The organism is Paraburkholderia suaedae (assembly GCF_040812055.1).
GTDB lineage: Bacteria > Pseudomonadota > Gammaproteobacteria > Burkholderiales > Burkholderiaceae > Paraburkholderia.
This window is the reverse complement of sequence record NZ_JBFOAH010000025.1, coordinates 13014-38213: the sequence shown is the minus strand read 5'-3', so window position 1 is coordinate 38213 and position 25200 is coordinate 13014. Positions and strand designations below refer to the sequence as shown.

Annotated in this window: 17 protein-coding genes and 5 pseudogenes; 8 read left to right on the top strand and 14 right to left on the bottom strand. The window is 61.6% G+C overall.

All coding sequences use genetic code 11. From position 1 onward, the window contains the following. Positions 1-45: 45 nt before the first annotated feature. Positions 46-1353 (top strand): shikimate transporter, encoded by a 1308-nt coding sequence (gene shiA, locus ABQJ48_RS28055; protein WP_367841217.1) that lies wholly within the window; start codon positions 46-48, stop codon positions 1351-1353. Positions 1354-1635: 282 nt separating this feature from the next. After that, positions 1636-1839 (top strand): cyclase family protein, encoded by a 204-nt coding sequence (locus ABQJ48_RS28050; protein ID WP_367841216.1) that lies wholly within the window; start codon positions 1636-1638, stop codon positions 1837-1839. Between the two features lie 85 nt (positions 1840-1924). On the opposite strand, the gene ABQJ48_RS28045 is transcribed toward ABQJ48_RS28050, so the two are convergent. From ABQJ48_RS28045 to ABQJ48_RS28030, 4 genes and pseudogenes are all read right to left on the bottom strand, one after another. After that, positions 1925-2692: an SDR family NAD(P)-dependent oxidoreductase gene (locus ABQJ48_RS28045; protein WP_367841215.1), complete on the bottom strand. Its 768-nt coding sequence runs from the start codon at positions 2690-2692 to the stop codon at positions 1925-1927. Positions 2693-2898: 206 nt separating this feature from the next. After that, positions 2899-3813 (bottom strand): LysR family transcriptional regulator, encoded by a 915-nt coding sequence (locus tag ABQJ48_RS28040; protein WP_367841214.1) that lies wholly within the window; start codon positions 3811-3813, stop codon positions 2899-2901. A 78-nt stretch (positions 3814-3891) separates the two neighbouring features. Next, on the bottom strand, positions 3892-4386 hold the full coding sequence (locus ABQJ48_RS28035) for a LysR substrate-binding domain-containing protein (RefSeq protein ID WP_367841213.1): 495 nt from the start codon (positions 4384-4386) through the stop codon (positions 3892-3894). Next, a pseudogene (locus tag ABQJ48_RS28030) lies at positions 4383-4915 on the bottom strand (transposase); the annotation flags it as partial. The gene ABQJ48_RS28035 and the pseudogene ABQJ48_RS28030, both read right to left, overlap by 4 nt. Positions 4916-5058: 143 nt before the next feature. Here ABQJ48_RS28030 and ABQJ48_RS28025 point away from each other — a divergent pair. Both ABQJ48_RS28025 and ABQJ48_RS28020 read left to right on the top strand, forming a co-directional pair. Further along, positions 5059-6675, top strand: a pseudogene (locus ABQJ48_RS28025) (FtsX-like permease family protein); the annotation flags it as partial. Between the two features lie 274 nt (positions 6676-6949). Continuing rightward, positions 6950-7180 (top strand): hypothetical protein, encoded by a 231-nt coding sequence (locus ABQJ48_RS28020; RefSeq protein ID WP_367841212.1) that lies wholly within the window; start codon positions 6950-6952, stop codon positions 7178-7180. A 210-nt stretch (positions 7181-7390) separates the two neighbouring features. Here the strand turns inward: ABQJ48_RS28020 and ABQJ48_RS28015 are convergent. After that, positions 7391-8521, bottom strand: a pseudogene (locus ABQJ48_RS28015) (ATP-binding protein); the annotation flags it as partial. Between the two features lie 2 nt (positions 8522-8523). On the opposite strand from ABQJ48_RS28015, the pseudogene ABQJ48_RS28010 reads away from it, so the two are divergent. Beyond that, positions 8524-9012 (top strand): annotated as a pseudogene (locus tag ABQJ48_RS28010) (COG4705 family protein); the annotation flags it as partial. Positions 9013-9705: 693 nt separating this feature from the next. Here the strand turns inward: ABQJ48_RS28010 and ABQJ48_RS28005 are convergent. The 8 genes from ABQJ48_RS28005 to ABQJ48_RS27970 all read right to left on the bottom strand — a co-directional run bounded on the left by ABQJ48_RS28005 (position 9706) and on the right by ABQJ48_RS27970 (position 18186). Then, entirely contained in the window at positions 9706-10587 is an 882-nt protein-coding gene (locus tag ABQJ48_RS28005) for a class I SAM-dependent methyltransferase (protein WP_367841211.1), read from the bottom strand. 827 nt (positions 10588-11414) lie between these two features. Further along, complete coding sequence (locus ABQJ48_RS28000) at positions 11415-11564, bottom strand: hypothetical protein (RefSeq protein WP_367841210.1); 150 nt, start codon at positions 11562-11564, stop codon at positions 11415-11417. Between the two features lie 272 nt (positions 11565-11836). After that, positions 11837-12988, bottom strand: coding sequence for a porin (locus tag ABQJ48_RS27995; protein WP_367841209.1), 1152 nt, complete (start codon positions 12986-12988; stop codon positions 11837-11839). Between the two features lie 349 nt (positions 12989-13337). Further along, complete coding sequence (locus ABQJ48_RS27990) at positions 13338-14168, bottom strand: ABC transporter permease (protein WP_367841208.1); 831 nt, start codon at positions 14166-14168, stop codon at positions 13338-13340. Beyond that, entirely contained in the window at positions 14165-14959 is a 795-nt protein-coding gene (locus ABQJ48_RS27985; protein ID WP_367841207.1) for an ABC transporter permease, read from the bottom strand. Before ABQJ48_RS27985 ends, ABQJ48_RS27990 begins: the two co-directional genes overlap by 4 nt. 75 nt (positions 14960-15034) lie before the next feature. Next, complete coding sequence (locus tag ABQJ48_RS27980) at positions 15035-16249, bottom strand: ABC transporter substrate-binding protein (RefSeq protein WP_367841206.1); 1215 nt, start codon at positions 16247-16249, stop codon at positions 15035-15037. A gap of 207 nt (positions 16250-16456) precedes the next feature. Next, positions 16457-17524: an ABC transporter ATP-binding protein gene (locus ABQJ48_RS27975; RefSeq protein WP_367841205.1), complete on the bottom strand. Its 1068-nt coding sequence runs from the start codon at positions 17522-17524 to the stop codon at positions 16457-16459. After that, a complete protein-coding gene (locus tag ABQJ48_RS27970) occupies positions 17521-18186 on the bottom strand; it encodes a pyroglutamyl-peptidase I (RefSeq protein ID WP_367841204.1) in 666 nt (221 codons plus the stop codon). The genes ABQJ48_RS27975 and ABQJ48_RS27970 overlap by 4 nt, the downstream gene beginning before the upstream one ends. A gap of 489 nt (positions 18187-18675) precedes the next feature. On the opposite strand from ABQJ48_RS27970, the gene ABQJ48_RS27965 reads away from it, so the two are divergent. Beyond that, a complete protein-coding gene (locus ABQJ48_RS27965; protein ID WP_367841203.1) occupies positions 18676-21036 on the top strand; it encodes a mechanosensitive ion channel domain-containing protein in 2361 nt (786 codons plus the stop codon). Positions 21037-21354: 318 nt separating this feature from the next. On the opposite strand, the pseudogene ABQJ48_RS27960 reads toward ABQJ48_RS27965, so the two are convergent. Next, a pseudogene (locus ABQJ48_RS27960) lies at positions 21355-22038 on the bottom strand (IS6 family transposase); the annotation flags it as partial. Between the two features lie 302 nt (positions 22039-22340). Here ABQJ48_RS27960 and ABQJ48_RS27955 point away from each other — a divergent pair. Further along, the gene (locus ABQJ48_RS27955; protein WP_367841202.1) at positions 22341-23561 is read left to right on the top strand and encodes a cupin domain-containing protein; all 1221 of its coding nucleotides are present in this window, start codon (positions 22341-22343) and stop codon (positions 23559-23561) included. Between the two features lie 91 nt (positions 23562-23652). Further along, on the top strand, positions 23653-25194 hold the full coding sequence (locus ABQJ48_RS27950) for an ethanolamine ammonia-lyase reactivating factor EutA (RefSeq protein WP_367841201.1): 1542 nt from the start codon (positions 23653-23655) through the stop codon (positions 25192-25194). Positions 25195-25200 lie beyond the last annotated feature (6 nt).

Below are 25200 nucleotides of genomic sequence, written 5' to 3'. Positions count from 1 at the left end.
GCCACACGCCGAATCTGTGAAAACGAGACACATTCGAGACACGCCATGACCTTTGCTATTCGCTCCACCGACGCCCCGACCCCAGTCCGCTCCGACAAGAGCCGCGCGCGCCAAGCTGCGCTAGGCAGCTTTGTCGGCGCAGTCGTCGACTGGTACGACTTCCTGTTATACGGCATCGTTGCCGCGATCATCTTCAATCGCGAGTTCTTTCCGCAGATCAGTCCTGCAATGGGCACGCTTGCCGCATTCGGCACCTTCGGCGTGGGCTTCCTGTTTCGTCCGCTCGGCGGCTTCGTGTTCGGACATTACGGTGACCGGCTCGGGCGCAAGCGTATGCTGGTGCTGACCGTGATGATGATGGGCCTCTCCACCGCGCTGATCGGCCTGTTGCCGACCTTTGCGTCGATCGGATGGTGGGCGCCCGCACTTCTCGTGCTGCTGCGGGCGATCCAGGGGTTCGCCGTCGGCGGAGAATGGGGTGGCGCGGCGCTGATGGCCGTCGAAAGCGCTCCGGAGAAAAAGAAGGCCTTCTATAGCAGCGGCGTTCAGGTGGGTTATGGCGTCGGACTGATTCTTGCCACGGGCATCGTGTCGATCCTGAGTCAGACGATGGACAATGAAACCTTCAGGGTGTGGGGTTGGCGCATTCCCTTCGTCTTCAGCGTCGTGCTCGTCCTGATCGGCCTGTGGGTGCGATCGAGCATGGAAGAGTCGAAGGAATTCGTCGAGAAGGTGGAGAAGCCGCATCACCTTGCCCGTCTGCCGATCGTCGAAGCCCTGCGCCAACATCCGATGTCCTTCCTGCTGATCATCGCACTGCGCCTTGCCGAACTCTTCACGATGTATATCGTCACGGCTTTTGCGCTTAGCTACTCGACCACCAATCTCGGTATGCCGAGACAGTTCTTCCTGAACATTGGCTTGCTGGTCGGCGTGGTGAGCGTGGTGACCATTCCCTGCTTCGCGCTACTCGCGGACCGCTTTGGTCGCCGCCGCATCTACATGATTGGCGCGCTCGTCGGCATGCTGAGCGCCGTGCCGTTCTTTCTTGCTCTCGACGCGCGTTCGACGTTCTGGATCGTGGTTTTCGCAGTCATGCTGGCCAACATTGCGCACGACATGGTGGTAAGCGTCCAGCAGCCAATGTTCACCGAACTGTTCGGCACCGAGTATCGCTATAGCGGCGCGGGCGTCGGCTATCAGGTGGCGAGCGTCGTGGGTGGCGGCTTCACACCGTTCATCGCTGTCGGACTGGTGAGCCTCGCGGGCGGTTCATGGCATCCGGTGGCCGGCTATCTAGCGATCGGCTGCCTGTTGTCACTGGTCGTCGCCGCGCGAATGAAAAAGCGCTGACACGCGGTGCGGGTGGCCGCGGCATGTCCGGCCACAGTCGCGCCCTCCGCGCTCGGGGCCGCCAGTTTGTCAGCATCGCATTTGCCGCTCGGTTCGGGCTGGTAGCGTCCCTGCCGTCACAAGCACCCATGCGGTGGCGACATCTGGCGCCCCCTGCGCAAACACGGTGTCCGGCTGGCGAATCGCGATGTAGACGGTGTCGCGCACTTCCCGGGCTGGACGCTGCAAGCGCTGCGCGTCATCTTTGAAGAACGCGGCGCGACCGCCTGCGGACACGAGACGATGGGCACCGATCCGGGCGCCGCGGTCAGCCGCGGCGATGGCTCGCTAGAACGCTACGTGCTGGGACAGAACCGCTGGCAGATCGAACTGATGGCCAATCTCGCGGAACGGCCGCCGACCGGGGCACTGCTCGTCGCGACATGGCCCAAGCCCAAGCACGGCTCCGGATTTCCCGCGCGCGTGTTCGCGATAGTGGCTGCATAAGCGGCAACGCCTTGGCGCTTTTGCCTGGTTGACGCTATCCGAAATGCACGCGGCATTCGGATAGCACTCAGCCTGGCCGCCTGGTTCAGGCAATCCAGCCACCGTCGACCGTCAGGCTTTCGCCGGTCGTGTAGCCTGCTTCGGGGCTGGCGAGATAAGCTACGGCCGCCGCGATTTCTGCCGGTTTGCCGAAACGGCCCACGCTTGCGAGCTTTGTCATAGTCGCGTGGTCTTCCGTGCCGGGCTGCGGAGCGAGTTCTGTATCGATCGGGCCGGGCTGGACGGCATTCACGGTCACGCCGTATTTGCCGAGTTCGCGAGATAGCCCGCGAGTGAAGCCTCTGAGAGCGAACTTCGATGCTATGTAGAGCGTCACGCCAGGCAGCGGCGCGGCTTCGCCAAAGGCCGAGCCCACGTTGATAATGCGTCCCCAGCCCGCCGCCACCATTCGCGCCGCCGCGTCTTTTGCCAGTTCGATCGGTGCACGAACATTCAGGTTGAAGTGCGTGTCGTATGACGCCTCGGAAGAATCGAGGAACGGTCCATATTCGACCGTGCCCGCGTTGTTGACAAGGATGTCGAGCCGCCCCTCAAAGCGGCCGCCGAACGCACCGTTCAGCGAATCGATCAGGGTTCTGACGCCTTCCGGGTTCGACAGGTTGGCGCCCACAGCTTCAGCGTCGCCGCCGGCATCGCGGATCTCCTTGACGACGGCTTCGGCCCGCGCCTGACTCGACCCATAGTGAACGATCACCGATGCGCCGTCGTGCGCAAGACGTGCCGCAATAGCTGCACCGATTCCACGCGAAGCGCCCGTAACGAGGGCGAGTTTGCCTTTCAAAGCTTGGGTCATGGTTTTCCTCAACAGATAGGTTTCGAAGCGGTCCTCTCGCCTGGACGGCCGAAAGGTACTGCTGCATCGGAGCCAATGATTTCGTGCATTGGTTGATGCGTATCCTCCGCTTGGGCGACCTCAGTCGGAAGTCGCGGGCGGGGAATAACTCCTATTCCTGCTGCGAGGGGACAGCCCGGGGGCGTCGACGCGCCGATAAGAAGTGGCTACGCGATGGGTCGCTCGCTGGATTTGCGCTCGTTGAGAATGTGCTCGACAAACGCGACGAAGGTACGCGCTTTCGTGGTTGTCATGCGGCCGGACGGAAAAACTGCCCACAGATCGATTGACGGCAACGTCCAGTCAGTCAGGACAGCCTGAACTGTGCCGTTCGCGAGTTCGGGGGCGAACATCCATTCCGAAGCGACAGCAAGCCCGATGTGAGCGAGTACCGCCGTGCGCATGCCTTCCGCTGCGTTCACGCTTATTCGGCCGGACAAGGTCACGTTTGCGTCGGAGCCGTCACCGCGGCTGAACAACCACGATTCACCGCCACCTCGCACGGAATAAACGACCGCCTGATGTCGGTTAAGGTCGGCAGGTGTTTGCGGAAGTCCGGCTTCCGCGAAATATGACGGCGTGCCGATGACGAGCCGCCGCCCCGTGGAGATGCGACGCGCAGTCATGGTCGAATCGTCTAGAGCGCCCATACGCAATGCGACATCAACGCCTCCTTCGAGCAAATCGACGGACCGGTCATCAAGTACGATATCGATGCTCAGATCGGGGTGTTGATCCAGGAAAGACTTGAGTGCTGGCAAGACATGCAGCCGGGCGAATGTGACGGCTGCGCCTACGCGCAGTCGTCCGGACAGGCCATCCGACGACTCGCGCGCTGCCTGTTCGGCGAGCTCCGCCTCATCGATGGCCCTGCGTGCGTGATCGTAGAACCGCTGACCGGCATCCGTCGGCGCCAGGCCACGTGTCGATCTTAATAGCAAAAGGGCTCCCAGACGCTCCTCTAACTGTGCGACTGCCTTTGAGACGGCTGGTTGGCCCAGCTTCAACCGGCGAGCAGCGGCAGAAAATGAACCTGCATCGACAACTGTTATGAAAGTCTCCATCGCAACCATGCGGTCCATGTGCATCCTCCTGGCAGGTTGTCGGCGAAAGTGCGCAGTGTAGCGAAATAACGAGATTTATTAGCTGACTTTGGACGTTCAACCGAATGTCCCCGATGGTGCAAAGGCGGGATTTTCGGCGACAATTTTCAGCAGGAAGTCCATGACTGCGCGTATTGGCGGTGAACGGCGCAGGTCTCGATGAACAGCCATCCAGATATCTCGCGAGAACGCTTCGCCGACGTACGCGAGGCGCTGTAGCTTCGCATCCGTATCTGCCAGGAAATCAGGGAGACCCGCTACGCCCGCGCCTGCCCGCGCCGCTACCAGATGGCCATTGATATCGCTGATTTCGCAGGCGATAGGCCTTTTCCCTGCAACGCTCCTCAACCACTTCTGCTGTGGCACGCCCACGAAACCAGCGTCATAGGCGATGAACTCCCATGCAGATGGATCGTGCAGATGAGGATAGTCCTTGCTCGCGTACAGGCCAAACGACACGCGCCCCAGCTTCCGCACGACGCTCGTGAGTTCCTCAGGCCGAGTCAGTCTCAGGACAACATCTGCCTCTCTTTGGCTTAGGGACGGATTCAAAAAGACTGCTCCGTCCGTCTGAAGATGTTCCAGCAGACGAGAGAGCAACCGAGTTTGAGAAATGCTTCGTGAATGTCGGCGCGATGTTCGAACCGAATACGAAGACGACGGAAGTTGTGAAGCCACGCATGAGTACGTTCGACAACCCAGCGGAATTTTCCCAGACCACTGCCGTGTTGTGTCCGGCGCTTGGCAATCACCAGCTTGATGCCGCGCTCGCGAAGTTTCTGGCGATGCGCCTCGGAGTCATAGCCACGGTCTGCGTAGATGACTTTGGGCTTCTGAAGAGGTCGGCCACGTACGCCGCGAATCGGTGGAATGGCGTCGAAAGTCATATCAGTTTTTCGCCCGCCCCAACCGCTCCAACAGAAGTGGAATCGATGACGACGCGAGAAAAGCCGATGCGGTCGACGGCACGCAACTTCGCGAGCAGGATCTCGTGGAGCCGACCCCAGACGCCCGCCTTCTGCCAGTCGCGCAACCGTCACCAGCAGGTTGAGCCCGAGCCAAATCCCAATTTTGTCGACAGGTCTGGATGGCGTTCTGATTGCGCAACAGACGGCCGCGAACCTGCATGTGACCATCGGCGATACGGTGAGCATTCGTAATCCAGGCTTGGCTGCGGCCGATGTGCAGATCGCTGGCATCGTCGATCTGCCGAACGCCGACGTGATGTTTCAGGTGATCGGCGTCGCGCCTCGCGCAGCGCCGCAAGCGCCTCCGGACAATGTGCTTCTGCTCCCGATGGACGCGTGGCAACGCCTGTTCGGCGCAGAGGCGGCAGCCGGAGCGCGAGGATTGCACAGCCAGCTTCACGTCGCACTCGCGCATGACGATCTTCCGGGGGATCCTGGGGCCGCCGTTGTGCAGGTGGAGGGCGCCGCAAGAAATCTCGAGGCGCGCCTCGCGGGCAATGCGCTCGTTGCCGACAACCTTGCCGCGCGGCTCGAAGGCGTGCGTGCCGACGCGCTTTACGCAAAAGTCCTGTTTCTGTTTCTGGGCGCACCGGGCGCGCTTCTCGGCGCGTTCCTGACGATCGGAGTCGTTGCGGCGGGCTCCGGACGGCGACGCCGGGATCAGGCACTCCTGCGAATCCGTGGCGCATCGCGCGCGCAGATCATGGCGCTGGCGGCGGTCGAAGCGATGTGCGTTGGCGTCGGCGGTACGCTTGTCGGGTTGGTCCTTGCCGCGTTGTTGTCGCGGCTGTTTCTCGGCATGGGCTATTTTGCGACGGCGTCGATGGGCTGGGTCGCCTGCGCGGCCATAGCGGGAGTCGTACTGGCGAATGCGGCGATTCTCGTGACAGCATGGATCAGTGTAAGCACGACGTCCGTCACCAGCGCCCGCCGGATGACGGGTTGCGCGCGACCGCGCCTCTGGCAACGGATCTTCCTCGATCTCGTCCTGCTCGCACTGTCGGCCATCATCTTCTGGCGGACCTGGAGCACCGGGTATCAGGTCGTGCTGGCTCCCGAAGGCACGCCGTCATCGTCGATCGATTACTTCGCCTTTCTCGCGCCCGTCCTCGCGTGGGCAGGATGCGGACTGCTGACCATCAGGCTCGGTCTCGCGGGATTGCGGCGCGGGCGCGGCGCGCTCGCCATCTGGCTTCGTCCGCTTGCGCATTCGCTTGCCGGCGTCGCCGCTGCGGCGATGAGCCGGCAGCGCAACCGAATGACGCAGGGCATCGCGCTTATCGCGTTGGCGTTCGCGTTCGCGACGTCCACGGCCGTGTTCAACGCAACCTACAACGCACAGGCGCGCGTGGACGCGGAACTCACGAACGGCGCAGACGTGACGGCGACGGGGACTTCGCAGGCGCCCGCGTCAGCCAGATTCGCCGAACTTGCTACGTTGCCCGGGGTCAGCGCCGCCCAGCAGATGCAGCACCGTTTCGCCTACGTGGGCACCGACCTGCAAGACCTGTATGGCGTCGACGCCCGCCACATCGGACAAGCGACGCGCATGGCGGACGCCTATTTTGAAGGCGGCAATGCGCAAAAATCGCTCGACCTGCTCGCGCAATATCCGAACGGCATCCTCGTGTCCGAAGAGACCGTGAAGGACTATCAACTGCACCCGGGCGACGAGATCAACCTTCGCCTTCAGAATGCAAGCGACCATCAATATCATGTGGTGCCATTTCGTTTTGTTGGCGTCGTGCGCGAATTCCCGACTGCGCCACGCGACTCATTCCTCGTCGCGAATGCCGGCTACATCGCGCGGCAAACCGGCACGAGCGCGGCGGAGATCGTGTTGCTGAAGACAACGGCGCCGCCTGAGCAGGTGGCCGTGGCCGCGCGCGCCAGGGTTGCGCCGTTTGGCGCAGTCAGGGTCACCGACATCGGGCAGGCGCAGCGCATCATCAATTCGAGCCTGACGGCCGTCGATTTGCGCGGGCTCACGCAACTCGAACTAGGGGCCGCGGCGTTGATGGTCGCCGGCGCAACCGGGCTCATCATTGCGCTCGGCTTCTTCGATCGGCGGCGCACGTTTGCGATTCTGACCCGCGCTCGGTGCCAAGCCCCGTCAGCTCGGTGCGTTCTTGTGGAGCGAGGCGCTCGTGCTCCTGTTGGGCGGGGCGGCCATCGGAACGCTGACGGGCTTTGCACTGGCATGGATGCTGGTCAAGCTGCTGACCGGTGTGTTCGATCCTCCACCCGAGGGCCTCAAGGTGCCTTGGCACTATCTGGCTTTCCTCGCCGGCGTGGCGGCGCTGTCGGTGGTGATTGCGGTGATCGCGGCTTTTCGCGAGACGCGCCAGCCTGCTGTCCAGCGCATGCGTGAGCTTTGACACCAGTGAGCCTGCATGCCGGACGGCTCCCGCCCCCACGGCGCCGCCTCGATCCACGTTGCCGCGTAGCGTTGGCACGAGAGAGAGGGAAAGCACGTGTTCCCCTCGAAAACTTGTAGCTTCAGCAAGTATCGCAAGCGATCGCAGCGCTGGCGTTATGGCTTCCTCTACAATAAGCCGGTACACCTAACTGGACTGTGTTTTGACCGCCTAAGACGGGTCAGCCACGGAAATGAGGACAGCAACGCTCAAGCCGGTTTGCTTCGCGTCGTCGGTGAAGCCCAGGCGGATTTCTGCGCCGATAAGGTTTGCAATCGTCTGGACAATCGAGAGGCCGAGGCCCGAACCGATCTGCTCACTACCGAGCGTGCGGTAGAAGGGATCAAACACCCGGTCTCGCTCGGCCAGCGGGATACCGGGGCCGTTGTCTTGAATGTGCAGCACAGCGCACCCCTCCGCCGTACTCACCGAGAGATCGACCCGACCACCCTCCGGTGTGTAGCGGATGGCGTTATCAACCAGGTTCTTGACCATGGCGGTCATGTGCAGCTCGCTGACCCACACATGGGCGTCCTGCGTTCCCTCGATCCCGATGTCGATGTGCTTGGCTTCGGCCAGTGGCATGAGGTCCTCCAGCACGCGGCGGTAGGTGCCTTGGAGGGATACTGATGACTTTGGCGATTCGGTAGACGACTGTGCCTTGGCCAGTGTCAGGAGTTGATCCAGCAGGCTCCGGCCGCGCTCGATGCCCTGGCGCAGTACCGCCAGGCGTTCACGCGCCTGGCTGGACATTTCTGCTTCTGCCAGCCGCTCCGCTTGCAGCGACATGGCTGTCAGCGGCGAACGCAGCTCATGCGCGGCATCCGCGACGAAACGGCGCTGGGTGTCCATTGCCTTGTCCACCCGGCCAAGCAAGCGGTTAATCGCCACGGCAAATGGACGCACTTCGCTGGGCAGGTGGCTACCTTCAATGGGGTGCAATTCCTGTTCGGCACGCTGGTCGATTTCCTTGGAAAGCGCGGCAATCGGCCGGAACATCTTGCGCACCAGGTCGGCAACGATCAGGAGCAGAACCGGCAGGAGAATCAGGAAGGGCATCACGGTACGCAACGCACTGTCGCGGGCGATCTGATTGCGGAAACCGGACTCCTGGGCCACGGCAATACGCTCGCCGGCGGTGGTTGTCGCGACCAGCACGCGGAACGTCTCGCCGCCGATCTCGAGCGTGTGCAGACCATCGGCCAGCGTTGTCCGGAGGGGAAGCGCTCCCCCTGCATCGACGCTTACCACGGATGGACTGCCATCGCCCAGGCGCTGGACGATCACGCGCGATTCCTCGTTATGGCTTGGGGGTCAGCCTGTATGTCAGTACCTCCGTGTTCGCCGCAGCGCTCGCCGCCATCTTCTTCGTCTGGTATCGGGTCGAACGCACCCTGTCTATCCATGACATCGTGACACGCAGCCGGGAGCTGTTTTACTGGGCTGCCGTCCTGTGCACCTTCGCGCTGGGAACGGCGGCTGGCGATCTGGCGACCGAGGCGTTGGGCTTGGGCTTCACCTGGGGCGCAGTCATGTTCGGTTCGTTGATAGGCGCTACCTACGCCGCCCAACGTATGGGCGGCAGCGCCGTACTGACCTTCTGGATCGCCTACATCTTGACCCGCCCGTTTGGTGCCGCGCTCGGCGATCTGCTTACGCAGGCCAGAACTTACGGCGGCCTCGGCATGGGGGCCATGTGGACCAGCGCCCTGTTCCTCTCGGTGATCGTCATTCTGGTGGCCGTCGCGCAGTTCGGCATGAACGCAAGCCGGTCCGCCCAAGCCGCCGAGTAACCCTCTTTCCACTACTCAAGGAGATAGCATGCCCACGCAACACGCATTCGCCTGTCCCATGGTCGCCGTATCGGCCGTCTTGCTCCTGACTCTAGCGACTGGCTGTTCCAAGTCTGGCGACCACGGTGGCACGGGCACAGCGCCTGCAACATCTGTCCAGGCCGTCGCCTCGGCCTCGCAGACCAAAGGCACCTCCAGGCTCGGCGATCTTTGTTGAGCCAGTCGCCTGATCGAGTCACGGGCAATTTGTTCATGGTGTTCTCACTGCCGAAGTGAATGGGATTGCCGTCAGTCTGAACAGGCTGACTTAGCTCGGCCATAGGTTCACTTGCGGCCGCATCCCTGCGCCATCAGCTTCCCGGACAGCACGCGATGGATACGGGTGGCAAGCCGGTAGCTTGGCAGCAGATACCAGCCTGCGGCGCGCAATGTCAACCACACACTGAGCGCCGCCACCGCGACCGCCCCGGGCATGCGAAGGAAAAATGAACTCCCACATAAATGCGCGCGGACGCAGTGGGTGCGCCCAATAAAGCCACCCGATACCTTTGAACACTCACGGAAGCCCTTACGGGGCCGTCAGTTCGGGGGTTGCGCGCGCGCCGGCGCCACTTGGTTTGCGGTGAGGAAAGGCCGCGTTCACCGCCACAATCGCCGCGGCCTCGAACTCAGTTGGCGGAATGCACGGGAAGTCTAGGGCTTGACGAACTTGAGCGTCATGCGATCCGATTCTCCTATTGCGGCATAGCGTGACCGGTCGACGTCGCCGCCCTCGTATGTAGGCGGCAGCGACCACACGCCGTGCGGATGATCCTTCGTATCCTTCGCGTTCGCGTTGATCTCGCTGCGCGCAAGGAGCATGAAGCCGGCCGCTTGCGCGTGCTCGATGACGAATGCTTCAGTCACGTAGCCGGAATCGATCATTTGCTGCACAGTCGTGCCCGGCTGCGCGCGATGCTCCTCGACGCCGAGTTCGCCGCCATGCTTCAGCGCGCCGTAGAACGCGCGCAGGTTGGCATCGAGTTGTCCGTCCTTGATCCAGTTATGGATGTTCCGAAACGTGAACACGCGGTCGAACCTGTCATGCGCGTCGAAGCTGGTGAATTGACCTGCGTGCAATGTGCCGACGACAACGTTTGCATAAATCGCTGGCGCGTCCGCAAGCTTGCGCCGATAGACGGCATCGGTCGCGCTGTCCTCGGCGGCGAGATCGGCGGACGTGCTGACATATTGCGCCTCGTAAAGCTGACCCGCATCGTGCAGATAGGGCGCAAGAATGTCCGTGTACCATCCTCCACCCGGTGCAATCTCCAGCACTGCTTGCGTCGGACCAAGGTCGAAAAACAGCAGCGTTTCTTTCGGATGGCGATAGACGTCGCGCGCACGCGCCTTCTCGCTGCGTTGCGATCCAGCGATGGCGGCATTGAGCGACGTTATGCTGGCCCCTTGCGGTTGCGAATCATGCGGTGAATTCTGGGAATCCACCGATGAAGAAGCACATCCAGTCAGCATGAGCGCAAAGAAGGCGACGGCGCGCGTGACGGCACGCGCCCGGTCCAAGTGGGTAGTTTTCATGAATGCCAGTTTGAGATAGGGGACACCATGCGTTTCTTCGAAAATCTGCCCGAGGCAAGGTCGGCCTGCTAGACCAATTCCGCCACTCGCAAGAAAATCCGCGGCGCGTGCCCGAGCGTGATCGGCGCATTCGAGCTTGCGAGCACACACGCCGCCAGACCCCTCGTCACCGGACGCCGAAACTGATATCGCACGGGCAGGTCGCCTTTGCGTAATCTTACGCGAGCCGCGCGGGACCTTGTGCCCAAGGCACGTCGTCGGCGAATTGTTTGTACGATGCGCGACCGCCGCGTCGATGCACATCCGCTTACTGTCTCATGCAAACCGCATGAGCTCCACGAATCTCATACCGTCGCGACCGGCAGTACGCGACCCGTTGCCGAAATTCAGCTGTCGGCGCTGGCGAGGCGGCTATAGGGTGCTTTCCGGCCGTTCGCACTGCAGCCGCCCCGATTGTCCGGTTCATCGCAACGGAAGGTGAACTACTTTTCGTGTAGGGTTCGGACAGGTCACGTCCTCCATCACGTTCTTGTTCGTTCGGATCTCAAGCGATTTGCCAGATGATCGCCGGCCGGGACCGCAGCGACTCGGAGCGGCCGCTCTGGAAAAGCAAGGATCTGGTTACCGACGACGGTCCGCTGCCTGGGGAGGATACGCAGACGTTCGAATCTCTATGCGATCGCCCACGCCACCGTCCACGGATGACCGGTGGGTCTTGCCTGTTAGGGATCCGCAGGACACGACCCGTTCGGGTCAGTCCCGATTCGCAAAATCAGACCTCCGCTATAAGACAATCGCCTCAGAAAAAATGATTATTTTGAAGCCGGTCAGCCGGCCCACCGACGTTGCGGCGCCATCTGAACGGTAGCCGCGCCTGGCTTGGCCTGCTGAAGTTCTTCTTCAATCATCGGCGCTTCATGCGCACCCGGCGCGGCGAGCGGATCGGCAAAAGTCCGCGTGAGGCGATGACGGGTCACGGCCCTCCAAACTGCCTTACGCTGCTCGGACTCGGGCCGCTTCAGCCTCGGCAAATCTGATGCCGTGAGATCGTAGACCGTCCATTAATTTGCATTACTAACCGCTCCTGCCTTTATAGGCAGGGACGATTCAGCTCGCCTGTGTGACGCAAAAACTGCCACTTTTGAACCTCGCCTGGAAAAAGGGCCGTCCGGCATGTGCCGGACGGCCCTTTATCTTAAACGCAGCGCCTTGACCCAACCTTACATAGTACTCAAGCCCAGGCGAAAACTTAAAAGCGATGGCGGATGCCAACGGTTGCAGCGACTTGGCTGTTGGACGTCGACGGCGACAGCCCGTTGATCACCGCACCGGAAAACACCGAACCCACCGGGGCGCTCACACGCTGATAGACGCCTTCGAGGTACACGTCGGTACGCTTGCTGAACGAATAGTCGCTCTGCAACGTGACCTGGTGCCAATGCGGGTTGCCCGAACCTTTCGCGCTGTTGTACGCGCCTTCGGTGAAGGTATACGCGCCGTTCAGCGACAGTGCGGACGTCAATGCATAATGTCCGTTCACTTCGAAGTTGTCCAGATGCAGGTCCATGTTGCCGAGCGTATTCGGACCGCTGAACGCCGACAGCGCCCCGCCCCCGGTCGCGTTGTTGAACTGGGTATGCGTCCACAGCAGGCCGACGGTGGCCGGACCGAACGCGTAGTTGCCGCCCACGCCAAAGACGGTCTGGCGCCCCGAGGCGATGTTCGTGGAATTATCGGTGCTCGACAGAGCACCGGTCGCGTTGCTGCCCGCGTTCATCAGCTGCATGTACGCCGCCGCAAGGTTGAGCGGGCCGTTGCTATACGACGCGCCAAAGCTATACGCGCGGTTGTTCGAGAATCCGCCAGCCTGGTTGCTGAAACCGTACAAGCCGCCAAACGTCAGACCCGCATACGTCGGGCTCGTATACTTGACCGCGTTGTTGATGGAGAAGAAATCGTCCAGATTGTCGTTATCGAACGGGTGAGCCGCGAGGTTGTTGCCGTCACCAAAATTGGCCAGGGAGATCGGGCCGAGATAATCGACGACGGAATCGTATTGGCGTCCCAGTGTCACCTGGCCGTACTGGTTGCTTTGCAAACCGACATACGCCTGGCGACCGAACATCCCGTTCGAGAAGTAGTTCGAGCCGTTGTTGATGTTGAAGCCGTTCTCGAGCCTGAAGATTGCATGCAGACCGCCGCCGAGATCCTCGGATCCTTTCAAACCGAATACGGTATTCGACACCAAGCCACTCGATTGCTGGAAATTGTTGTGGCCGCCCTGGTTGCTCGAGTAGGTCATTCCGGCGTCGATGAGGCCGTACAGTGTCACGCTGCTTTGCGCATGCGCCGAGGCGGCAAAAGCGCCTATCAGGGCGGCGCCTAGGAGGGTTTTCTTCATGCTTCGATACTCCGAAAGTTGCGGATTGCCGGCAACCCGGGCCGCAATTACGCGGACGGTTTGCCGAAACTAACCGGAGTCTAGAGGACTACCTTATGAGACGACGTGACTGTTTCTGAAAACACTCAGTTGCACATTGTCAAATAATGAGGCGCAAGTACAAATGCTTGAAATCAAATGGATTTAACGGCCAGGGTCCGTTCTCCCGTGGCATGTCAAGCAACGAGTGTGGCGTGGGCGCCACCGCGAACGATTCCAGCAAACTATTGCGTCCACCGGTTGTATCCGCCTTCAACAGCGGCTGCGACCCCTGGTCGCAATGCAGAGGGCTTTGGGTTAGCGATCGCGACTACGGACGACCCATCTCGGGATCAGTCCGTGCGCGGGATCGGGTCTGAGCGCCGCTCGCGCTCCAGAAACCCACTACGAGCGCCAGGGTCACGATTATCAATAGCGTCATCAGCGCGTACAGCGTGGGCGACAGCCCGACCTGCTTATAGGTCGACCAGATATAGGTCTGCACCGTGTTGTTGGCGCCCTGGACTAGAGAAGTCCGCGCCGTCTCATTGAATGACAGGATCATTGAGAAGGTGGATGCGCCGACAATGCCCGGGCGGATCGACGGGAACTCGACATTCCAGAACGCGTTCCAGTGGTTGCTTCCCAGCATCCACGCGGCCTCCAGCTGAACCGTGTCGAAGTTGCTCATCACCGTCAGCACGACGAGGAAGGAAAACGGCAGAGCCCACAGCACGTTGACGATGCACATGCTCAGCAGCGACGGTTCCAGTCCTATGCGTTGGAACAAAAAGGCGGTGGCCAGACCCATGCTTACCCCCGGGATGAACAGGGGCAGCAGGGTGAGCAGCAGCACCACGCGCGGGATGCGCAGTTCGCGCACCCCCATGGCGGCCAAAACCGCCAGCGTCGGCGTGACCAGCCCGACGACCAGCGCCACGCTCAGCGAGTTCCAGATCGCCTGCAGCAGCACCGGCTGGCTCCAGATCTCGCCATAGGCAGCCAGGGACGGATGCCTCAGCGCGTAGGCCGCGCCCTTGTCGCCGAGCGAGAATATCGGCGGCGGCACCATTGGCAGGTACAGGAGGATCAGGGCGACTGCCGTCCATGCCCACATGAAATACCGCATCGCGGTGCTTTGGTGGTGGCGGGAATGCTTCACTTCTTTAACGCCTTGCCCAGGAAGGATCGAAGGTCGAACAGGCCGAACCACAGGCCCAGCAGCACCAGCATCGCCATGAGGACCACTGTAGACATCGCGGCGGCCAGCGGATAGTTCAGCACGTCCAGCGTACTGGTGATCTCGTTGCCGATGAGCTGGTAACCCGTACCGCCGAGGATGACCGGCACCGCGCTGTCACCGAACGAGCCGACGAAGCCGAAGATGATCGCGGCGAACACACCAGGCATCGACAGCGGCAGCGTGATTCGCAGAAAGGTGCGCGTGGGCTTCGCTCCCAGCAGCCAGCTTGCCTGGATCAGGCGACGATCGATACCGCTGATTGACAGCCACAGCGGAAAGATCATAAATGGGACGTACGAGGTCAGCAGCCCGATCAGGACCGCAAAGTCGCTGTACAGCAACCAGTCCAGTGGCGCGGCGGTGATGCCGCTCGCCATCAGCACTGCATTGACAGGGCCGGTGCGGCCGAGAAGATACGACCAGGAAAACGTGCGGATGACGTAGTTCACCAGGAAAGGAATGGTGAACAGCATCAGCACGACGCGCGTGGCCCGTGGCGACGCCTTCATTGCGAGGAACCACGCGATGGGGTAAGCAACCAGAACGCCGATCACCGTAACCTCAGTCGCAACGATCAGGCTGCGCTCGAGAATTTCGAGGCGCAGTCCGCGCAAAAAGGAAGCGTATGCCGCCAATGAGACGTCGGGCCTGATGCCGAAGCCGACCCGCTTCCAGAAGCTGATGACCACGGTGAGCCCGAGCGGCACCACGAGGAACGCCGTGACGAATGCCAGCGGGATGCCCAGCAGAGCGTTCCGCAGCGTCAGGTGCCGAGTGCGCATTTCTCAGCGGCCCGGAGCGGCCTTGAAACGCGCCCACTCGCTCTCGTACGCTTCGACGTCGGTCGGCCAGCGGTTCTGCCACACGCCGCCGCTCTTGAACTTGGCCTTCACGCCCTCGTCAATGCGAGCGATCTTGCGCGCCTCCTCCGGCTTGAATTCGGTCGGCGTGGCGTTAGCGTAGGCAACAGCCTGCGAGTTCGTCATGTAACTGCGGGTGAGCGTGATCCGGGCACCGTACCAGGGACCCAGCAGGAAGTCGAGCAGGGCGTAGATCGCCTTGGTCTGCTCCGGCGAGCGGCGCGGGTTGTGCACGATGTAAGCGGCCATCGCCCACAGGAGGTAGCCCTCCTTCGGCTGTGCGTAGACTGCCTTCACCCCCTTGGCTTCGGCGGCCGAGACCATGGGTTCCCAGCAGTCGATGACGTGCACTTCCTTGCTGACGATCAGGTTCACGGCCTGCTCGAAGCTTGACCACAGCGTGCGGAACTGCCCGCTTCGCTTCTTCTCGATCAGGAAATCGACCACGGTCTTGAACTCCGATGCGGTCATGTCGCTGGGGTTCCCGATGCTCGCCAGCCTGTTCGCTTTCAGGTAGAGCGCCGTCTTCTGGCCCGCAGTGGTGTAGTTGTCCTCCAGCGCGACGAAGCCCTTGAACTTCGGGTCGAACAGCGCGCCGTAGGAATCGAGCGCGCCGGTGGCTTCCGGCAGGTAGGCGAAGCTGTCACCCTGCAGCACCGTCGGCACGCCGTAGACCTTGCCCTTGTAGCCGATGAAATTGAAGCCCGGCTTGCCCTGCACCAGGAACTCCTGGATGTAAGTATCCCTGTTCCAGTTGGGGATGCGCGCGACGTCGATCGGATCGATCAGCCCATTTTCCACCAGAGGCTGCTGCATGCCACCGACGATGTTGATTACGTCATACGTGGACTTGCCGCCGCCGGCGATCAGCACGTTGACGACCGCAGAGGGGGCGTTGCCGATGGCGATTAGATTCACCCCCGCGCCACTGGCCACACTGAACTTTGACCAGTCACCTGGATCACCGACGCCGATGTCGGCGAAATTAATCTTCAGCGACTGCGCGCGCGCCAATATGGGCAGGCCGCCCGCAAGCAGCGCGGCGCCTGCCGCGCCGGCGCCCGAAATGAAAGTTCTGCGATCGAAAAGACTGTTCAATTTGACTCCCCGCATGCCGCAAGTGAATAAACGATCGTTCATGGTCCGCTTGAGACCGGCCCGCCGTTGAGCGAGGCCAGTCTCCGACGAGACCCCCTTATGGACAACCATGCAATGCATCCCGCTCGTACCTTTGTGAGGGCGCGCAGCGGACCTTCACCGACATTGGTCGCGCGGCGCCCCATTGCTGCTGGCCGGGTCTCGAATTTTTGCGACGCGCTCTCGCATCGCCTCGCAGGACCGGCTGGTTCAGTCTTCCAGAAACACCACGCGCGACGGATCCAGGCCGACGTGGACCACCTGCCCAAGCGTGTCGGCCTCTCGCTGCGTCGCGGTTGCGACGATGCGCTGGCCATCCAGCAGGCGTAGGCAGTGGTCGACGGTCGTCCCCTTGTAAACCACTTCCTCCAGTGTGGCGGACAGTTTGAGCGGAAGGCCGGAAGCCTGCGCGCCAACCCGTAGATCTTCTGAGCGAATTGCCAGGCCCCGAATCTTCGAAGGAACTGACGACGTAGGTCCGGCGAACGGGAGCTGGACGCCACCAAACCGCACGGCGGCATTCGGCCCCGGGTTCTCCACCGTCGCATCGACCACGTTGCAGCCACGGAAGAAGTGGGCGACGAACCGCGTGCGTGGGCGTGTAAAGATGAGCTCTGGCGCATCGCACTGCACGCACCGTCCGCCGTTCAGCACGGCGACCCGGTCGCTCATCGTTAGCGCTTCTTCCTGGTCGTGGGTGACGTAGAAGAAGGTGGTGCCGGTGTGCCGCTGGATGTGCTTCAACTCGAGTTGCATCTCGCGGCGGATCTTCTCGTCCAGCGCCGACAACGGTTCGTCCAGCAACAGCATGTCCGGCGAGGGCGCCAGCGCGCGCGCCAATGCGACCCGTTGCTGCTCGCCGCCGCTCAGCAGCGTCGCGTTCTTGTCGCCCTTGCCGGCCATTCCGATCAGTTCAAGCATCTGTTTGACGCGCGTGAGTTGCGCGTCGGGCGGCATGCGATGCGCCTTCAGGCCGTAGGCCACGTTTTGAGCTACGGTCATGTGGGGAAAAATAGCGTACTGCTGGAACATCATCCCGAGATCGCGCTTCCACGGCGGCACGCCGACCAAATCGCGGCCGCCGTACCGGATGCGGCCGGAGTCGGGCTGCTCCAGCCCCGCCACCATGCGTAGAATGGTCGACTTGCCCGAGCCCGACGGTCCCAGGAAAGTGAAGAACTCGCCCTTTTCGATCGTAAGCGAGAAGTTGTCGGCTGTGACCGTGGAGCCGAAACGCTTGTTGATGTCGATCAGTTCGAGCTGCGGCGTGCTCTTCATGCGCCTGCCCTTTGTGCAGCGCTCACGGTGAGGGTGGTGCGGACCGCGGCTACCATGGTCTGCAAATCCATGCTCGCGAGGTCGGCCCGCTGGTGCAGTTCGAGGCTTTGCATACCGCGGAGGTCTTCCAGCAGGGCCGCAACCTGAGACGGGAGGTAGGGCAGGTGCATGAAGCCGGCGAGCATCTTCGGCCGATGAGATTGCGCGTGCCGGAGGACCCGATACAGGGTCGCGTTGCACAGGTAGGTGCCCGCCGTTCCCGAAAGGCGCGCCGGAATGCCCTGGCGCCACAATGCAGTCAGGGCATCATGCAGCGGCAGTGTGGCGCACAGGCCGTCCGGGCCACCGGGCTCCAGCGGCGTGTCCCGAACCAGGGAGCCGGCTCGGTCGGGGATCTCGAAGTCGGCACAGTTAAGGGCGATCCGCTCCAGGCGGATCATCGGCTCGCCCGGCCACAGTCCGAGGCAGAGCGTTATGTCGGGCGCCAGTTCCTCGATGTGCGCCACAACGCGCTGCGGCGCCTCCGCCAAAGTCACAGGCAAGCACATCCCTGTCACCTGCAGCGTCCCCCAGCTTGCGCCGTCGAGTATGCGCGCAACCTCAGCAGCAGGATTGACGGTGCGACTGCCGTACGCCTCAAAGCCGGTCACAAGAGCCTTCACGGACGTTTCCCTCGCTGAGTACAATGCCGCCGACCCCGCCGCATGCGCACGGCCGGATTGAGCTTAACCTGCATCCAATTGCCGGGTAATGCTAATTTATCGAATATAAGTTAGCAACTGCGGCAATTACCCAATCGATCATACGTCGTCATTACCTCCCTCACCGGACAATGCGTCACTCCTGCAGCCACTAGAGCTGCGGGAGCGCTCCAAGCGGTGAGTCATGAGGTTGCCGCGAGCGCGTTGCCGATACTGGATAGTCCGCAGGTTGCCTTACAAAGTATTTCGTGAATTTATCGGGCCGCAGGGCGTCGTAGGTGATTCTTTCATTTTTACGTCCCCATGCGCCAACTTCCAGCCGTCCCTGTTCCCCTCGTAGACCCATTCCGTCCCGGCTCCGCCGGCACGCGTCAGGCAACACTTCGGCGCCTGCCGTCCCTACTCGCGTGGCTGTTCGCGGGTCTGCTCGGCTTGCTTCTGGCAATCAGCGTGAGTCACCCTGCTTTCGGCGCGACCTCGACGACGCCGCCGAGCGCATCGAGCGCCCTGCCACCGCCGGCGTCCCCACCCCTGACGTTGACACCCGAGCAGGCCCGCGCCGCGCTCACCGTGTTGACCGACCCGAACCGCCTTGCCCAGGTCGACGATACGCTGCGTGCGGTCGCAGCCGGCAGTGCGCTCGCGGCGTCCACAGCACCCGGTAGCGGCCCGCCCGCCCCGAGCGGCCGTGCCGGTGGGCTCGCCCATACGCTCAACGCGAACGGCCTCACGTCGCAGTTGTCACGGCAAGCTGCCCATGCGTTGCTGACGGTCGGATCGGAGGTGAAACACTCAGTGGCGATTCTGCTCAACTTTCGAGCCGCGCGTGCGTGGTGGACACACTATGCGAGATCGCCACAGGGCCATGCGGTATTGGTCAGCGCCGCCTGGATGCTCGCGGCAACTTTGCTGCCGGCGTTCGTGCTCGAATGGCTAGTCGGCCTCGCCTGGGCTAGGCCTCGCCACGCGCTCGCGGCTCGCGATGTCGGCGATGCCAGCGCGCCGCTGGCGACGTCCGGACAAGCCGCGCCGCGCACGCTCGAAGCAGCCCGTGCCGCGCAGGGAAAGCGTCGCGCCGCGCAAAACTGGACGCTGCTGCAGCGCTTGCCGGGGGCCTTGCTTTACGCGGTGGTCAACGTCATTCCATTAGCCGGCTTCGCGCTGTGCGCGACCGCGATGATGTCGATCCTGACCGACGATGGCTCACCGCAAGACCAGGCGATCGGCGCGCTGATCGACGCCTATGTGATCTGCCGCGCGGTGCTAAGCGTCTGCGGATTCTTCTTCGCGCCAGATGCGCCGAATCTGCGTATGCTGCGCATCAGCGATCGCTGGGCCGCGTTCGCGCAGCGCTGGGCGCGACGCATCGTGGCCACCGTCGGCGTGGGCACCGGGTTCGTTCAAGCGGCCCTCGCATTTGGCTTGGCCGTACAGGCGCACAGTACGATCACGAAGCTCATCGCACTGGTCGTGCATGGGCTGGTCATCGCCCTGATCGTGCAAGTCCGGCGACCGGTCGCCGATGCAATCCGCGCCGCCACGTCGAAGCGCGGTTCGATCGTGCACCTGGGAAACTGGCTCGCCGACGTTTGGGCCGGCCTGACGATATTTTGCGTCATTGCGCTCTGGGTTGCCTGGGCGCTGGGCGTGCACGACGGTTTTGCGAGAGTGCTGCAGATGGCAGGTCTGTCGATCGTCGTGCTGGCCGTCGCGCGAGTCGTCGGGATCGTAACCTTTGGCGCGCTCGGGCGGGTTTTCCGTCATGCCGAGGACAACGCCCGCACGTCGATCGCCCGTCGCCGTGCATACCGTTACTATCCGATGCTGCGCCGCCTCGTCTCGTGGCTGCTCTGGCTCCTAACGCTGGTGGCGTTGCTTGAAGTTTGGGGACTCGGCGTCACGCGCTTTTTTACGCAGAACGCGGTCGGCCATCGGTTAGGCATGGCGCTCATGACGATCGCCATCGCGGTCGCCATCGCCATGCTGGTATGGGAACTGGCCAATGTGGCCGCCGAGCGCCGCCTCGACGCGTGGCGCAGCGGCGGCGACCTGGTCCGCGCGGCACGCCTGGATACGCTGCTGCCAATGCTACGCACGGCGCTTTTCGTCGCGATCCTGTTGGTCGTGGGCCTGACCGTGCTCAGCGAAATCGGCGTGAATACGACACCATTGCTAGCGAGTGCCAGCATCTTCGGCGTCGCGCTCGGATTCGGTTCACAGAAGCTGGTGCAGGACTTTATCACCGGCATCTTCCTGCTGATGGAAAACGCCATGCAGGTCGGCGACTGGATCACGGTGTCCGGCGTGTCGGGGACGGTTGAGTATCTGTCCATCCGAACGGTGCGGCTGCGCGGCTTGGACGGCTCGCTGTATACGGTGCCGTTCAGCTCCGTGACCACCGTCAACAATTCAAATCGTGGCATCGGCAATGCAGCCGTCAAGGTGGCGGTCGCCTATGGCGCGGACGTTGACCGCGCCATCGAAACGCTGGCCGAAATAGGCGCCGAATTGCGCGCCGACGACAGGTTCAAAAACGGGATACTGGGCGACTTCAGTTTCTGGGGCGTCGACCAGCTCGATGGCGCGAGCGTGACACTAGTCGGCCAGATTCAGTGCAGCGATGCGCAGCGCTGGACGGTGCAACGGGAATTCAATCGGCGCATTGTCGATCGCTTCATTGAACGCGGCATCGAAATCGCCAATCCGCAGCGCACCTTCGTGACGGGCGAGCCATTACCGGCGGACGACGCGAGGCGCGACGGCAATGGCGCAGGCCGCAGTACGCGATTATTCAGCGAGGCGTGCACCTGATCCATCGGACGCCCTCAGCGGCGTTCAATGCAAAGGTGCACTGGCGGCTGTGCGCGGTGAGGGCACGCTGGGCGGACCAACCGAATGGAAGCGTCCGAGCGCAGCCGATGTCTTTGGCACTGCGAGCCCACGGCATCGAGCCGCCCGTTTTTGACCTGAAACGCCAAAGCACCTGGCGTGGTGCGACAACTCTCGATCTTCTCGTAGGAGCGGGCGTCCGAAAAGCGGACGCTCGGCAAACGTCGCGAACTCACAGTTCTGAAGGGCCGCAAGGGCCGCAAGGGCCGATGACGCGACGCAGGCACACGGCGATTTTGGGGCGATGCCATCGCCTCGCATTTGTCCTTTTCGGATCATATGTATGACTTCTATGCCAGCCAGGATAATGCGGGCACAGCGAAAATCCTTGAAACCCATCATCGGCCTGACAATGCGTTTGACGGCACGGTGAACCTGTTCGACGATGTTGTTCGAATACTTGACCTGCCGGACCTTGATGGGCGTTTCCCGTTCAGCGTTGATGGCCTGCAGGGCCGCCAGATTGGCCCCGCTTTTATCCATGGTCACGGTCTCAGGCGCGCCGTTGCGATCGATGGCCTTCTCGAAGTAGCGGCGCGCGGCAACCTTGTCGCGATGCGCCCGCAACAGGAAATCGACCGTATTACCAGCCTCGTCCACTGCGCGGTACAAGTACTTCCACTGGCCGCGCACCTTGACGTAGGTTTCATCCATCCTCCAGCTCTTACCCACCGGACGTTTGTGCTTGCGAAAGGTTTTCTCGAACAACGGTACGAGCTTGATGACCCACCGATGCACGCTCAAATGGTCTACCGCAAAGCCGCGCTCAGTCATCATCTCTTCGAGATTGCGAAGGCTTAGCGAGTAGGCCACGTACCACCGCACACACAGGAGGATCACATCCAGCGGATAGTGCAGTCGCTTTAGCACCTTCGCGATCCCTAGCGGTAATGTCTTTCGCGGCGTCTTGCCCGTCATGGCCATCGTGATCGTCTCAATTTCGGTTGCCGAATTTTACCTGGTCGCCTTAGCGCGACAGAGCCCTGATAGTTGGGGTGGGAAACCGCCTCTAAGAAGATTCCCGGACCGATCGTGCTGCGCGGTTCAGGGCTGCTCCGGCTGGCAAAAACCCCGATGGCGAAATCTATAAGTCGATCGTTCATTGACACCTATTACGGTATCGTGATCCAATCGTGTCGTTCCACACTCGTGTACGAAGTTCCTCATAGAAGAACGCCTGAATCAGTCTTTGCCTGAAAGATCGCCCCATACAAGGAGAGTTAGCGATGCCGCATGAAAAAGACCTTGCTCACTGGCATGAACCCGCGGGCCACAAGAAAGCCGGTTTTGGCGAGTTCAAGAAGCAACCTACGTCCTACGACCTTTTCATGGAAAGCGAAGGCGTACCGGTCTTCCGTGACATCGGTATCAAGGACGTGCGCGATCTGCCGATGGTGGAATGGAAGCGTAAAGGCGGCCGTGGCCACTACATCCAGCTCCTGGGCACCGAAACAAAGTGGGGTTGCTATGTGGTTGAAGTGCCCGCCGGCGGAGCACTGAACCCCGAAAAGCACATGTTCGAAGAAATCTACTGGGTGGTCGAAGGCCGTGGCACCACCGAGGTTTGGCTTGAAGGCGAAGGGCGCAAGCACGTTTTCGAATGGCAAGCCGGTTCGATGTTCTCGATTCCAATGAACGCATGGTTCCGTATCGTTGACGGGTCGAACTCGGGCGCGATCCTGCTCGCAGGCAACACGGCACCGAACGTGATGAACCAGATCAACAACGTCGAAGCGGTGTTTAACAACCCGTTCGTGTTCCGTGATCGCTTCAGTGCAGACGAAGACTTCTACAAGCCGCGTGATGAGATCGAAACCGATCCGGTTCGCGGTCTTGCTCGCCGTCGTACCAACCTGATCACCGATGCGGTCAACTGCGACTTGCCGCTGGACAACCGTCGTTCACCGGGCTATCGCCGCGTTGAGCCGTTCATGACGGAAAACTGCTTTTACTTCTGGATCGGCCAGCACGAACAAGGCCGCTACTCGAAGGCCCACGCTCACACCTCGGCAGCAATCCTCATCTGCCTGAAGGGCGAAGGTTATACGTACACGTGGCCGGAAGAATGCGGCGAAAACCCGTGGGCCGACGGTCACGCGGACAAGGTTCGTCGCCTCGACTACGGTTACGGCGGCATGGTTACCGCAGCACCGGGCGGCGCACGTTGGTACCACCAGCACTTCAGCACGTCCAAAGACCCGTTCCGTCTGACGGCATGGTTTGGCCCGCACAACCCGGGTCGTGATCCGGGTGCCCCCGGTTCGAAGCACAACGACTACACGGCTCAGGACGTCGGGTCTGGCGGCACTGCTATCCCCTACTGGATGGAAGATCCGTACATCCGTAAAGAGTACGAAGCACGCCTGGCGCAGAACGGAATCCAAAGCCGTATGGACCCATCGTGGTACGTCAGGCCGGAAAAGAATGTCGGTGACTCGGTGGTCTAGCGCGTTCGCGTAGTCGCCCATAGGTAAGTTATTCCATAGGGCTGTGTTCTTTTGGGGACACAGCCCTATCTTGTATGTATTGGAGACAAGCATGAGCAGCGAGCCGCAAGAAGGCCGCATCTTCTTTACCGACACTGGTCGGAGTCTGGAGGAAGAAGACGAAATCCAACTGATCAGCGTGGGCATCGACGTCGGGTCCTCCACTTCCCACATGGTCGTCTCGCGCATCGTTCTCGAACGCACGACCACCCGTTACATCGTTGCAGAACGCACGATTCTTCACGAATCCGATATCTTGCTTACCCCCTACACTGACGATCTGACGATCGATCAGGCTCGGCTTGGTGCGTTCATTGATCAGCAATACCAAAACGCGGGGATCACACCGGAACACATTGATACCGGCGCGCTGATTCTCACTGGGTTGGCGGTCCGCCGACGCAACGCACGCGCAATCGCGGATCTGTTTGCAGCGCAGGCGGGAAAATTCGTCTCGGTCTCGGCCGGTGATGGCCTCGAATCCATGTTGGCCGCATTCGGTTCCGGCGCCGTCTTGCGTGCATTGCGTCAAGGTACCCGTCTGCTCCATCTGGACATTGGCGGCGGGACCACGAAGATCGCTATCTGTGAAGAAGGCGAGGTCAAAAGCGTTACTGCTATCGACATCGGCGCCCGCATCATTACTCTTGACGAGGAAGGCCGCGTTACCCGTGTCGAAGCCGCAGGCGAACGTTTTGCCCAAGAGGTTGGCGCTACGCTTTCCGTGGGTTATGCCCCGCTCCCCGGTGTGCTGGAGGCCATCGTTGACCGCATGGCCGAGCGCCTGTGTGAAGCGTCGATGAAGAACGGCGCGGAACTCCATCCGGTAACTGCTTCGCTGCTGCGTCTCGCGCCACTGGAAGGCGCCCGGGTCCCCGACCTCGTCACGTTCTCCGGTGGTGTTTCGGAATACGTTTACGGCCGCGAAACGCGGGTATTCGGTGACTTGGGCTTGATGTTGGCCGCCGCTGTTCGCAAGCGCATCGAAGCCTCCGGAGCCGAAATCGAGGAAACGGACGAGGGTATCCGGGCCACGGTGGTCGGCGCCTCGCAATACACGGTTCAAGTGAGTGGGAGCACGGTTTACGTTGAACCGCAGTCGGTTCTTCCGCTGCGCAATCTCCCGGTGGTGGTCCTCGATTTCGATCTTGAGCCGGATCAACTCGACCCTAAGGGCATCGAAAAGGCAGTCACGACAGCGCTTGAGAGGATGGGCCTGCAGGACGACACGAAGGGCGTTGCCCTCTTCTACCGGTTTGCCGGCACGGCATTCTATCGCCGCATGGACGCGTTTGTTGTTGGTGTCATGAACGCCATGCGCATGCGGATCGAAGCCGGACAACCGATTGTCCTGATCGGTGAGGGCGATGTCGGCGGCTTGATCGGCATCCACTTTAAGCAGGAACGCGGTCTTCCCGTGCCTATCGTCTCCATTGACGGTATCTCGCTCAAGGAATTCGATTTCGTTGACATCGGCGAACTGCTTCCCACGGCCTCAGCGGCACCCGTGGTGATCAAATCCTTGGTGTTCCCGACGTCAGGCGGATTGGGTCAATCCGCATTTGAACCCGTGACCGAAATCGCAGCCGAATAAGGGACT

Excerpts from the sequence above, each read along its gene's own strand:
- ABQJ48_RS27950 (WP_367841201.1), top strand. The coding sequence starts at position 23,653 with ATGAGCAGCGAGCCGCAAGAAGGCCGCATCTTCTTTACCGACACTGGT.
- ABQJ48_RS27980 (WP_367841206.1), bottom strand. The coding sequence starts at position 16,249 with ATGAACGATCGTTTATTCACTTGCGGCATGCGGGGAGTCAAATTGAAC.
- shiA (WP_367841217.1), top strand. The coding sequence starts at position 46 with ATGACCTTTGCTATTCGCTCCACCGACGCCCCGACCCCAGTCCGCTCC.
- ABQJ48_RS28040 (WP_367841214.1), bottom strand. The coding sequence starts at position 3,813 with ATGGACCGCATGGTTGCGATGGAGACTTTCATAACAGTTGTCGATGCA.
- ABQJ48_RS28050 (WP_367841216.1), top strand. The coding sequence starts at position 1,636 with ATGGGCACCGATCCGGGCGCCGCGGTCAGCCGCGGCGATGGCTCGCTA.
- ABQJ48_RS27995 (WP_367841209.1), bottom strand. The coding sequence starts at position 12,988 with ATGAAGAAAACCCTCCTAGGCGCCGCCCTGATAGGCGCTTTTGCCGCC.
- ABQJ48_RS28045 (WP_367841215.1), bottom strand. The coding sequence starts at position 2,692 with ATGACCCAAGCTTTGAAAGGCAAACTCGCCCTCGTTACGGGCGCTTCG.
- ABQJ48_RS27955 (WP_367841202.1), top strand. The coding sequence starts at position 22,341 with ATGCCGCATGAAAAAGACCTTGCTCACTGGCATGAACCCGCGGGCCAC.
- ABQJ48_RS28005 (WP_367841211.1), bottom strand. The coding sequence starts at position 10,587 with ATGAAAACTACCCACTTGGACCGGGCGCGTGCCGTCACGCGCGCCGTC.
- ABQJ48_RS27975 (WP_367841205.1), bottom strand. The coding sequence starts at position 17,524 with ATGAAGAGCACGCCGCAGCTCGAACTGATCGACATCAACAAGCGTTTC.